We start from the raw sequence: 12,577 nt of genomic DNA on the forward strand, positions 1-12,577 counted from the left end.
CGAGAGTTAGAAGTTGTAGTCGAAGGTGACTTTCGCGTTGCGACCTTCACCCGGTAGACCACCTAAGAACATTGCTTTCGAGTAGTAGGTTTTGTCGAAAATGTTGTTTAGGTTAACTTTTACTTGCCAGTTTTTGTGTTCGTAACCGAATGCGGCATCCCAAACGCTGTAGCTACTTAGTGCCGATACGGGTAAGCCAAAGCCGGTTGAGTTAACACTGCGCTCATCTTCATAGGTTAAGCCTAGGCTGGCGTTTAACTCGCCCGGTAAACCGAATAATTGATCGCGGTAGTTAGTCCAAACACTGGCAAACTTTTCAGGAATACCTTTCACTGGGCCAGATACTGGCGTGCTGGTACCACGGTTACTGTTGCGAATTAACTCGGCATCTTGGTATGTCGCGTTAGCATTCATTGAGAAGGTTTCGCTAATCGCTAAGTTTAAGTCGAACTCAACACCACGCGTTTTGTCTTCGTCGTTGTAGAAGTACTGCGGCACGTCAATGTTAAATTCTGCATCGTTTGGATTGTCGTTAAACAATGGGTTGTTATAACGCAAGTTAATACGACGCGTGTCAAACCAAACCACAGAGCCGATTAACTCTTCGTTGAGCGCGGTAAAGCGCACACCTAAATCGATTGACTCAGATTCAGAATCGGGGCGGTTATCGGTTTCAGAACTCGAAATACTGCCTAAAATACTGTACGCCGTGCGACCTTTTGAGGCGTTAGCAAATACCGCAATTTCAGGCGTGATACGGTAGTTCAACCCTAGATTATAAGTGAAACCACTATCGTCTGTATCTGCTTCCTCGGTTGCCAGTGGTGAGCGATCTGTACCTTTGTGTTGGTAAGTTTGCTCTAGCTCCGTGTATGCACCACCAAAGCGACCCGTTAGGCTGTCAGTAAAGTAGATAACTTCCTGAATGCTAATGCCCGCAGCTTTTACGTTCTTGTCGTAGTTTGAGCGTAAAGATGGCGCGTAGTCATCAAACGAGCCTGTCGGCCAGTTAGGGTTTCTGATATCCAAAATGTAAGGCACAGCGTTTTCAGCTGAAGTACCATCAGCATCGTAGATTGACCATGATTTCACGCTCATATCGCGATCTTCATAGTTGGCACTGATCAAGTGCTCACCATCCATGCCTAACCACTGCCACTTGATTTGTAAGTCAGCAAAGTATTGTAGTGATTGCTCGTCTGAGTATTGGCGGCGGTATTCTTGACGACGCGCAGCGTATGGGTAAAGCACATCATCAATCACCAACGGAGCACGAGGGTTGGCATTGATTTCACCGCTACGATTCCAGTAAACATAGTTAAATGCACCGGTTTGACGAACAAATTGCGACTCGTAATCACGGTATTGTAGTTGTTGGATTAAACGAGTTTCGTCGTTAATTTGCCACTCAGACTTTAATTTAACGCGCAGCTCTTCACCTTTATTTGGTGACGATAATGGCGAGATAACCGCGCCGTTGCCTAAATCGAATGGCTGGAAGCCATCAGTTGCGACAATTGAGTCTGCCAATTGTTGACGTTGAGCGTCGCTTAACTGAATACCGAGTACACCGTCACCATCGGCATCGCTGTCGTTGACTAATGCCGTCCAATCGTTTGGATTACCGTTGATGCTGTCGTGGTTTAGAATTCTAACCGGATGACCAATTGAATCAATTTGTACGCTGTCATCAATATATGCGGCTGATAACGTTAGTGCGTGATTGTCGATGTTGTCTAACAAGAACGTAGAATACAGTTCGGTGCGTTCATCGCTTAAACCGCGGTAGCCGTCACTTTTTTCGTAGTTACCCACTAAACGGTAGGCTAAGTGATCTGTCACTGGGCCTGTTGCGTCAAGCATCACTTGTTGGCTGTCCCAGCTGCCAGCACTCGCGCGAAGGTGGTATGCCGCTTCACGCTGTGGCTTTTTCTCTACTAGGTTGATAATGCCGCCAGCAGCGCCAATACCGTAAAGCCCAGTTGCAGGGCCTTTTAACACTTCGATGCTCTCTACGTTTGTCATTGAGCGAGTAGGGTTGTAGCTGTTACCTAAACCACCACCAGCGTACATGCCGTCGTAAGTGTAACTAACGCCTAAACCGCGAATCACTAAGTTATCACCAATACCATAGTTGTTGCCTGCTTGGTTTAAGCCACTGATATTGTTTAGTATTTCTTGCAGGTCAGTTGCGCCTTGTTGATCGATAAGCTCTTTGCTTACCACCACAATTGCCGCTGGAATTTCGATTAAGTCCATATCTGACTTAGTTGCGGTACCAGAGTTTAGGATAAGCTCATTGTGCTGACCATATACGCTAATGCGTTCCATATCTTTGTCGGCTGGTGCTTCGGCATTGGCATTTGTGCCTAGTGCCATCATCGCGATTACTAATGGCGATAACTTAAAACGGTTCATGTGTTTTCCCATGTCTTGAATAGAGAGTTCAATTGAGTTTCTAATAAAGAGTTCAATCGTGTTTTTAGTATTTTTAGTGTTTTTCACATCTACTTAACGTGTCGCGAGCACTTATTAAGGCGGCTTAAACAAACATTTGAAGGAGACTTTGCGCTAGTACCTTCCTCTCACTTACAAGCGGCAGGGTGCTTTTTGATAAAACACAATTGCTTGTAAAAGCGTAGATGCTAATGATTCGTATCTACCTATTTAAGTTTTTAATAATCATTTAACTATTTGGTTAGTTGATTAAAAGAAGGAAGCTAAAAAGCCACTACTTAGCTTATTTCACTTGGCTAAAAGCTTTTGTGATGCGAGGTAGGAAAAATCGCGGGCATTATAGAAGTAAGCTTAAGCTTTAAATAGACAGTGATTCCTTATATCATTGTTAAGCTAAACTTAATTGTAATTACAAATGATATGAATTCTCAATTGCTTAATCGTCTAAAATTGATGGGTGTTTTTTGCCATGTGGTGGAAGCTGGCTCTATGCGTGAAGCAGCAGCTAAGTTGGGTATAAGCCCACCGGCGGTAAGCCAATTTATTAATCAGCTAGAAAGTGAGCTTGACGTAACTTTGCTGTATCGCTCTACTCGCCGTATCAATGTGTCAGAAGCCGGTGAAAAGTTTTACCTACAAAGCAAGAAAATGCTTGCCGCAGCTGAGCAAGCGGAAGAAGTGATTCACCAGAGCCGAAGCGCAATTAGTGGTGAGCTTCGCATTGCCTTACCTGTAGGCTTGGCGGCCAAACCCGCAGCACGCGCACTCGCTCCCTTGTTTAAAGAGCACAAGGAGTTAAAGCTATCGCTGATTGCCAGCGACGAAACGGTTGATCTGATTGATGAAGGTATTGATATTGTGATTGATTGCGGAGAGGCGAAAGACTCTAGCTATATTTATCACCAACTTGGTAAGGCGACTAAAGTTATCTGCGCTAGCCCCAAATATTTGCAGCAGTACGGTAACCCTGTCACGCCTCGAGAGTTGAGCGATCACACTTGGTTAGGACTAGGCGAAATTGAAGCGAAAGGGGTGTTGAATCAGGTAGTTTTACACCATGCTAAATCGGCTCCTGCTAGCTTTAAACCTGCCTTACGCTATGTGTTTAATGACCTTAATGCGTTAATCAGCCATGTACAGGAAGGGCTAGGTATTGCTCAGTTGCCTACTTTAGAAATTCAGCATTTGATTGATAACGGCGAGCTTGTGCCGTTACTACCTGATTGGCAGATCGAAAAACACAATGTTTACGCGCTTACTCGTGATAAAAAATATACCTATAAAGTACAAGCGGCATTGGCAGCATTAAAACACTATTTCGGCAATATTGAGAGCTAGTGCTTTTCTTATTGCCGAAAAGTATTTTGAGAGGGGAGGCACGATGTTGTTAAAAGCACAGTCAGCCTCATGCAGCAAAGCTTACAAATGGTGCTCATAATTGATATTCACAGTTAACCCCAGATTCTTTAGCAAAATCAAGGTCGTGGCTGATCAATATAAACCCGCCACGGTACTCGAATAAGGCTTTTGCTAGCAGTTGTTTTGATGCTAAATCGAGGTGGTTATCTGGCTCATCAAGCAGTAAAAAAGGTTGATAGACTTGATGGCTAATCACGAGCACTGCAAGCTTCATTTTTTCACCGCCGCTAAGTTGCTTACCCAAGCGATAGACCGCATCACGACGAAAGCCAATGCCAGCAAGTAAGGTTCTCGCATCAGTTTCTATCATGCCTTCGCACAGCGTCATCATGTTCGCTAGCATAGATAGCTCCTCTCGGATAACGCCAAAGTGTTGGTCTAGGTAGCACAGAGGCGTATTTACCATTAGCTCCCCTTGGCTTAACGCTATTTCTCCTAAAATAGCTTTGAATAGTGTCGACTTACCTGAGCCGTTATTGCCTTTGAGGTGAAGCTTTTTATTGGCAAAAACTTGTAAAGAAATAGGATGTATATTGCCGAAGGGCAATACGCCATCAATCACCGAAATGGCTTTTTTCGCATTACTTTGCTGACCTGCAATATACAGTTTTTGTCGGCTGACTTGTTCGTGTTTTTCGGTTAACTCCTGTGTTTGCGATTGCAATTGCTGTTGACGAGCTTGCTGATTTTTATTGCGACTAGCGTTACTTGCACTTGCTTTACCTTTTTTGAAGTCGAGCAGCATTTTTGACTGGCTGCCACCTTTTCTCAGGCGGTTTCCTTGCGCTGCTCGCTGCTCTGCTTTTTCTTGGTTTAACTGCGCTTGTGTTACAAGCTTTTTCTGCGCCTTGTTTAACTGCGCTAATTGTCGCTCAATGGCTAGCTGTTCCGTTTGCTTTTGCTTTGCATAAAAATCATAGTTGCCGCCATAAACACTTAATCCAGTGCTTGAAAGCTCCCAGATTTCAGTCATTTCACGCAGCAGTGCACGATCGTGGCTGATCAATAAAACGGTGCCCTCAAAGTGTTTAATCGCATTTATTAGCCATTGTTTGGCGCTTTCATCAAGGTGATTTGAAGGCTCATCAAGTATCAGCAATTGCACATCACTTTTAAATAACTGCCATAGCTGCAAAAGTGCTAGCTGACCGCCGCTAAGTTTTGCACACAGAAAATTAGGATCTTCTGGTAAGCCCAAAGTTGCAAGTTGTTCGTGGAGTAGGGCAGGTAAATGCCATTGCTCGCCAACTATTTCAAACCACTTATCATCACAATCGCCAGATTCAATGTTATTGAGCGCTGCGAGTATTTCGCTAACTCCCAAGTATTGGGCAATCGAGAGCTCACTGCCGAGTAATTCGCTCGCTTGTTGGCGATAAACCGCATATGAATTTGGTGGAGTAACTGTGCCTGTTGATGGCATTTGCTCACCGCTGATGATTGATGCGAATAGTGATTTGCCAACGCCATTTCTACCAACCAAACCAACTCGTCGCTGGGTTAACGAGCAAGATAAATTTTCAAAAAGAGTATCGCCTTTATCAAATTGATACGAGATATTGTAAGCCTGTAATGTGGGCATAACCTGCCTCCTAAATGATATCAGTTGAAATCAAAAGGGCAGACGGCTTAGCGAACAGCTTTTATTGCATAGCGATTTATGAAAAAAACTTATGCAGATAGTCACAGCGGTAAATTACTTGAAAGCTAAACGTAAAATTAGGCGTAAAAACTTATTCCTAAAACTAAGCTCTGACTTTCGTATTAGTTTTGCTGATTTATGTATTTAGGCTGAGTGAGCCTAGAGGTAACGAGTGCCGCTAGAATTGGTAAGTAAGCTACGCCGACTAACCCTGTAAATCCAAAAATAAAATGAAATATGGATAACAGACTTAGTTGTTCATGATGGCGTAAACTCCAAAAGGTAAGTTGGCGTTATGTTAACGTTTTGATTGTTTTTTAGTCAAGCACTGGTTGAGCCCGATGGTGGACTGTCAGGCGGTATTTGGGTGAGAAAGTTCACTATTAGTAACTAATCCCGAAGTTCGTATTGAATACTAACTCCCTATATCAATTCTATATGCCAATTTTATATTTCAAAAGCGAGCTGTCATGCTAAGTAAACCTCTCTAAAGTTGAGTTGTTGGCAGTGTCTTTAAGAGCTTCTATCAACTTTTTAGTCGCGCTATTTTTATTAATATTCTTCGGCCATAAGGCATATAGAGGTAAAGGTTGAACTTGCCATTCGGGGAGTACGTTAATGAGTTTTCCGTTATTGATATCGCTTTCAACTTGTGACTTTGCCAATACCGCTAAGCCATTGCCATAGAGGCAAAACTGGTAGATAGCTTCAACACTGTTCAATGTGATTTGGCTAGTAAATACGACTTCTTCTCTGCTGTTTCCTTTTAAAAATAGACGCTTCTTTGGTAGTTGAGATAATTTTAGCCAAGCCCACGTATTTAAGTCATCTGGGTTTTGAGCGGGTATGTGCTGTCGATAAAACGTCGGGGCGCATACTAGTACTCGTTCCAAAGAGCCTAAACTCGTTGATTTAAAATCATTATCTGCAACCTTACCCACTCTAATGGTGAGATCGGTGCGCTCATCAATAATGTCGCTGTTTGTATCTGAATAATTTAGTTCAAGTGTCACTTTCGGGTATTTAAGGGCAAATTGAGCAATTGCTTCGCTAATTGGTGATTTACTCAGAGCAGTTGGTAGCGACACTTTGACACTGCCCGATGGTTCTTTCTGTTTTTCCGACAATAAATCTATGCCTTTGTTTGCCGCTTCAAGCATCTTTTGAACTTGTTGGTAGAAAGCTTCACCTTCATTACTCAAGGTAAGCTTTCTTGTTGACCGATAAAGCAAGGCGCTACCCGTTTTTTGTTCTAGTTGGGATATGTGATAGCTGACCACAGATGGCGATAACGACAGTTTTTTTGCAGCTTCTCTAAATGAGCCACATTTCACAACTTCTGCAAAAATTGCCATGGCCTTTAATTCATTAATCAAAGCAATTGCTCCAAATTTTAGAATTATCAAATCAAATTAAAGCAACTAATAAAACTTTCGGCAATGAGCAAAAATAAAGAACTTACAATATAAGGGGGGTTGTTATGTCGATGCTAGTTTCTATGGCAGTATTTTCTTTATCAATGTCGATAAGTCCTGGGCCAGTAAACTTTGTTGCACTGGCAAGTGGGTTAAACTTTGGTTTTGTAAACTCATTAAAATTTGTTGTTGGGGCAACCGTTGGCTTTATTGCACTGCTGTTTTTGATCGGTATTGGCTTAGGGGCTGCAATTGAAGGCTTTCCACTGTTAATGGCGACTCTAAAGTATGTAGGGTGTGGTTACTTTATTTACATTGGGTACAGAGTATTCATCGATACAGGAAGTATCAGTGAAACAGACACTGGTTCTTCAATTCCTTCTTTTACTCAAGGCTGGTTGATGCAGTGGTTTAACCCCAAAGCATGGATGGCCTGTTTGGCGGGGTGCGCTGCTTTTGATGTTTACACTTCTGAGCTAAGGCTTTTTCAGTTTCTAATTATTTACTTTGTTATTTGTTTTATTGGCGTAGGGTGTTGGGCACTAATGGGGAAAAAGATTAAGTCTTGGCTTGTATCCGTTAGCCATATGCAACTCTTTAATAGAGTAATGGGCGTTACACTTTGTATTCTAGGGGTAGGGCTGTTAGTCGATTGATTGACTAAGTTTGATCAGCGATTGGGATATGTCAAATCGCGTGCATCATGTGTTAAAAAGAAGAAGTGAGCATAAGGTACATCAGAAATGGATATTCACCGATAAATCAGGAAATAACCCGCGTAAGCATTCAACCATTGCTATTCGACGTGCGATTGAGAATGCTGGTATTGAAGATTTTCGTGTACATGATTTTCGCCATACTTGTGCGAGTCGATTAGTGCAAAACGGTATGACGGTACAGGAAACTGCTCATATTTTAGGGCATACCAACATCGCAACAACAATGCGTTATGCACACCTTGAACAAAATAAAGTAGCAGAGAAAATGAAAGCGGTAATTGATCGCTTTAATGACTAAGTTACCTTGACCCAAGCGATAATTTATCAAAGTAGTGAAGAAATTAATTCTTCACCACTTTTTTTATTAGGATTAAATGACGGTCTAAATGCTCTTCGATATTTCTATTTAATTTCAATATTTCTTTTTGAATATCTTGAGTAGAACAACGCTCTTTTGGGCATTGATCCTGTTGTTGCGTTGATAGCTCTATAATGATTCTATTTAAGTCTTTAGTTTCCTTTATAAGTGAAATTATATGTTTGTCGGTGTCATGGGGCTTGGGGCGATTATCACCTTGTTGTGATATTGGTTGGTCATTACCTGTAAAAAAAGCGAGCGATATAGCAATAACAATAAGCGCTATTGAGACACCATTGTAGAAGATCTTAGCCTTAGTAGTGCTTCTTAGTTCCTTCCACCACAAAAACTTAATTGAGCTTGATTCACCTATCGCTTGAGTTAACCCTATTTCAGGAAGGTCTTTTTGAATTTCCTTTTCAATTGCTATTCCTTTTAGTACCGCTCCCTTAAGCAAAGGGTGGTACCAGTAAACGTCAACAAAAAATACCAAATTCCAAACAAAGAACGCTACAAAGGCGATTAGGCTGCCAACAGGAATGCTTGACTCAAGTAAAGTTACTTCATAGTTTGATTTTAAACTCACGCCTATAGCACTAATAAATGCTGAAATAATCAGTAAGCCAAAATTCCTTACTTTCATTTCTAGATCGTTAAAGTGTTTTTGCACATCAACTGTCGTTTTCCACGCTTCAACGTTAAGTTTGAGCTTTTCTAATTCTATTTCTTTTTCGTTCATTGTTTGAAAATATTAATTACGTTGAAAGTTTGTAAATGAAAATAATGAAAGCAACTCACTATATTGATTGATAGTGTAGCTAGGGGGAATATGATGGCTTTGTTCTTTAATTAGCTTTTCCCTTTTTACATCTTCATCAGTCCAATGTGTAACTGCTCTTAATAGGTTGTATTCTGTTGGGTTTTCGGAAAAATGAGCTGTGCCATACTTGGCAAATACATCGCTAACATTGGCCTGTTGCGCCATTTCAATATCTTTCATTTCACTGTCGCCAACATATATACAGTCGCCAGGTGTTGCTCCGATGTCTTTAATGATATCTAGCAATAATTTAGGGTTTGGCTTCAGCTCATCCTTAGGAGTAAATTTTTGCAGCATTTGATTAAATTCAAAATGTGTGTTCAATCCTTCTCCTTCTGGCAACTCGTGATCTGGAGGTGAATACAACACATCAATGTAGTTATCCAACCCTAACTTTTTGATTCTATATGATGTGTAAAAAGACTTTGATTCAGTATAAGCGACGATAAACACACCCAATTCTTTTAATGTTTTTAGGGTACTTTCAACTGTATCGTATAGCTTCAGTTTATTTTTGCGAGCTTTTCTAAAAGCATGAATAGCATCATTCATTTCTTCTTTTATTGTTTTTGAATCTCCATATAGAGCCTGAAGACAAGGGAGACTTTCTAATAAAAATGCATATTCAGCTGTACCGTGCAGCTGGTGAACAACTTTCATTTCTGATAAAAGTGTTGTTTCATCTACTCCTGATATTTTCTTTATTTGTTGAATCATCGCGGAGTTACTCGCATACCACACGCCAAACCAATCAAATAATGTATTATCCAGATCAGTGATTAAGACTGTTTTTTCCATAATAGTATTAAACTTTGGGAATTTATTTTTTGAGTTATTTGGCGTCATTCTACACGTTATATTGATTAAGTCGATTAAGGGATTTGAGTAAATTAGAGTCACTGATTTTACTAGTGCCAATACCCAGTTCGGAATTTTACACCAGCGGATAACTTACCCTAATTATCATAACACCACTAAAACTGTGGGGTAGGTAATACCCAATTAATTCCAAGTAACGGATGTAATCCTTTTTGCCCCGTAAAAATTACCTGAAATATAAGTTTATCTTGATGAATTTACCCTAATACCTAATTCGCCCTAATGGAGTTTATTCAAAATAGGTTGGATATTGCGCCTATCAGTAGCACGAAACAAATAACAAGCTGACGTATACACCACGAATAGTGCAGGGTAGAGAAAATATTGGTGTAAGTAAAAATGGATTGAGAATTTAACCAATCGATAAATACAAAAAAGCCCAGCTAGTGCTGGGCTTATCTGATAAATGGTGCCGACTGCCGGAGTCGAACTGGCGACCTACTGATTACAAGTTACCTACTTGGTTAACATGAAACCACTAGTTATACGTTTTAACTGGCTAATTTATGTTTAGAAATACAAAATTAGCCCTAGCGATTTCCTAGTTGATTACTAAAAAGATCCTACGCAATTTCAAGCTTCAATTGCGACTCACAGTCTAGCTTTTGCTTTTTGGAATAGCTATCTAAGGTAATATTAACTTCATGAGCTATAGCTTCAGCTAAGAGAGGTGAAACAGCATTACCTATTTGTCTCCATTGATTCTCTGTTGAGCCAGACAGCTGGTAGTCATCAGGGAACGTTTGAAGCCTTTTAACTTCATCAATAGTTAAAATTCTATTTCTCCAGTGCAAGGGACCCATATTATTCGATCTTCGAGCTTGAATTGTCCATGAAGGTAAATCAGGAGAAAGCTTTAGTAGAAAAGACCAGTATCTTGAACGCCATTTAAATTTAGGGTTCGGGTGGCCTCTTTTCTCTGTATAAAATAAATAGTTTTGTCCAGGCGGAATATCATAAAGTAAATCATGGTCTTTACCACCTGCAAAATGCCCGGGTAACTTTGCATCATTTTCAGGGCTATCTAAATCAGAAATAGCTTCTCCAGCTGTTTTCCATATAGGTAAGTGTTGATTGTCTTTATCAAACTTATCTGGATTTCTATGAGTTGGGCTAGGAAAATTAAATTCCGAATCTCCTTTTGTACCTACAATGATTATCCTTTCGCGTTTTTGTGGTACACCATAATCAGCCGCATTCAAAATTTGATATTTTACTTTATAACCCAGTTTATTTCCTGTTTCTAGCACATACTCAAGAGCTCCTTTTTGCCTCTTTGCAGCAAATGTATGTACATTTTCAAAAACAAACATTTTTGGTTTAAAGCACTCTACTACCCTAAAGTATTCTTTAACTGTTTGAAATGATGGATCATCGGTGCCATGCGTCATCTCTTTTCTATAAAAGCGAGATTTTGAGAATGCAGGACATGGTGGACCACCAAGAACTATATCTGCTTCATGTTCTTTTAAGTTTGTTTTAGATAAAAGGACTTCGTTAGTGACATTTTGTATTTCATCACAAATTATATTGTCAGATAAGTTATTTAACTTAAGAGTCTCGCACATAATAGGATTACTTTCGACACAAACCGCGTTATGAAAGCCTTTAGAGTGAAACCCTATATCTAATCCACCCCCGCCCGAAAATAGGCTAATAATAGTTCTTTTTTTCATGATTTTATCAAAACATCCATCACTGCTTTAGCCATTAAAGGTGGAACTGCATTACCAATTTGCCTCACTTTACTTCTTCTAGAGCCATAGAATTCATAGCCGTGTGGAAATGTTTGTAGAGCTGCCATTTCTACCGTTCGAAGTCTTCGATTATCCCAATGTAAAGGGCCTATCCAAGGGCCCGGACTAGCTGGAATTGTCCACGAAATTTTATCAGGATGTAATTTTAGTAAAAAATTCCAAAACTTAGTTTCTGCTTCAAAAACAGGGTTTTCGTAACCAGCCCAACTAGTTAAAGCTTTGTAATTCATTCCCGGAGGAATGTCAGGTAAATATTGACTCCAACGGCCATCCATTACCTCGCCTTCTTCAAAATACTCCGAAGAATCATATTGCCCAATAGCTTCTTTAGCTGTGGTTAGAGGTTTCAAATCTGATTCTTCGTCAGAAGAATGTGTAACTATCGGTTCCCCTAATTCCTTTGTTTTGTGACCAACCACAAATACGCGTTTTCTTTTTTGGGGAACACCAAATAATTCGCTGCTCAACCTAAACTCTCTAACTTTGTAGCCGCATTCGCTCATAAAGCTAATGAATTCATCTAGGTATTTCTTGTTTTTAGGGTGAGTAATACTTTGTACATTTTCAAACAAGAAACCTTTTGGAGAAATTTCATTGATTAATCGAGCATATTCCATGACTAAGCTGGTGCGTTCGTCTTCATCTACGTCGATGTTTTTTGTAGCTTTTGATAGTTCAACTTTAGCTAAAAACTGTTCTCCATTCTTGTCAGCTTGCTCTTTTCTTTGCTTTCTTCTGCGAAGAGACTCTTCACCTGACTTTGTCCAATATCTGTTTTTTGAAAAAGATTGACAAGGTGGTCCACCTATAACGAAGTCGACATCAAGTTGAGATATACCGCACTTTGAAAGAATATATTCACCTGTAAGTTCTGATACATCAGCCTTTAATATTGTAGCCTTTTGAGTAAATTGGTTTAGTTTTAAAGTTTCAATTGAGTCTGCGTCTGTATCAACACAACATACTACTTCGGCACCAGCCATAGAAGCACCAATATCAAGGCCACCAGCCCCCGAAAATAAACTTATTGTTTTCATTAAACCTCATGCATACATCACGTGTAGGTATCAAATACTGTTGATACTAGGGCGGCGATTTTAGCCGTCTATGA

The 12,577-nt window shown here is 40.2% G+C and carries 10 protein-coding genes; 3 read left to right on the forward strand and 7 right to left on the reverse strand.

The window, feature by feature from the left end:
• Positions 1 to 6: 6 nt before the first annotated feature.
• Positions 7 to 2,418: a TonB-dependent receptor gene (locus tag DXX92_RS04515; RefSeq protein WP_115999355.1), complete on the reverse strand. Its 2,412-nt coding sequence runs from the start codon at positions 2,416 to 2,418 to the stop codon at positions 7 to 9.
• A gap of 459 nt (positions 2,419 to 2,877) precedes the next feature.
• Between DXX92_RS04515 and DXX92_RS04520 the strand changes: the two genes are divergently transcribed.
• Positions 2,878 to 3,795, forward strand: a complete 918-nt coding sequence (locus DXX92_RS04520; protein ID WP_116002296.1) for a LysR substrate-binding domain-containing protein — start codon at positions 2,878 to 2,880, stop codon at positions 3,793 to 3,795.
• A 94-nt stretch (positions 3,796 to 3,889) separates the two neighbouring features.
• Here DXX92_RS04520 and DXX92_RS04525 read toward each other — a convergent pair whose 3' ends face one another.
• Positions 3,890 to 5,458: an ATP-binding cassette domain-containing protein gene (locus DXX92_RS04525; RefSeq protein WP_115999356.1), complete on the reverse strand. Its 1,569-nt coding sequence runs from the start codon at positions 5,456 to 5,458 to the stop codon at positions 3,890 to 3,892.
• Between the two features lie 533 nt (positions 5,459 to 5,991).
• On the reverse strand, positions 5,992 to 6,873 hold the full coding sequence (locus tag DXX92_RS04530) for a LysR family transcriptional regulator (protein ID WP_116002297.1): 882 nt from the start codon (positions 6,871 to 6,873) through the stop codon (positions 5,992 to 5,994).
• Positions 6,874 to 6,998: 125 nt separating this feature from the next.
• Here DXX92_RS04530 and DXX92_RS04535 point away from each other — a divergent pair, with 125 nt between their 5' ends.
• Positions 6,999 to 7,589, forward strand: a complete 591-nt coding sequence (locus DXX92_RS04535; protein WP_115999357.1) for a LysE family translocator — start codon at positions 6,999 to 7,001, stop codon at positions 7,587 to 7,589.
• Between the two features lie 28 nt (positions 7,590 to 7,617).
• Entirely contained in the window at positions 7,618 to 7,950 is a 333-nt protein-coding gene (locus DXX92_RS04540; protein ID WP_115999358.1) for a tyrosine-type recombinase/integrase, read from the forward strand.
• A 43-nt stretch (positions 7,951 to 7,993) separates the two neighbouring features.
• Here DXX92_RS04540 and DXX92_RS04545 read toward each other — a convergent pair whose 3' ends face one another.
• From DXX92_RS04545 to DXX92_RS04560, 4 genes are all read right to left on the reverse strand, one after another.
• A complete protein-coding gene (locus tag DXX92_RS04545) occupies positions 7,994 to 8,749 on the reverse strand; it encodes a hypothetical protein (RefSeq protein ID WP_115999359.1) in 756 nt (251 codons plus the stop codon).
• A 12-nt stretch (positions 8,750 to 8,761) separates the two neighbouring features.
• Positions 8,762 to 9,676, reverse strand: coding sequence for an HAD family hydrolase (locus DXX92_RS04550; RefSeq protein ID WP_220347624.1), 915 nt, complete (start codon positions 9,674 to 9,676; stop codon positions 8,762 to 8,764).
• 596 nt (positions 9,677 to 10,272) lie between these two features.
• Positions 10,273 to 11,385, reverse strand: a complete 1,113-nt coding sequence (locus DXX92_RS04555) for a DNA cytosine methyltransferase (RefSeq protein WP_115999360.1) — start codon at positions 11,383 to 11,385, stop codon at positions 10,273 to 10,275.
• Positions 11,382 to 12,503: a DNA cytosine methyltransferase gene (locus DXX92_RS04560; protein WP_115999361.1), complete on the reverse strand. Its 1,122-nt coding sequence runs from the start codon at positions 12,501 to 12,503 to the stop codon at positions 11,382 to 11,384. The genes DXX92_RS04555 and DXX92_RS04560 overlap by 4 nt, the downstream gene beginning before the upstream one ends.
• Between the last annotated feature and the right edge of the window lie 74 nt (positions 12,504 to 12,577).

Origin of the sequence: Thalassotalea euphylliae, assembly GCF_003390395.1 — a bacterium.
GTDB classification, from domain to species: Bacteria; Pseudomonadota; Gammaproteobacteria; order Enterobacterales; family Alteromonadaceae; genus Thalassotalea_F; species Thalassotalea_F euphylliae_C.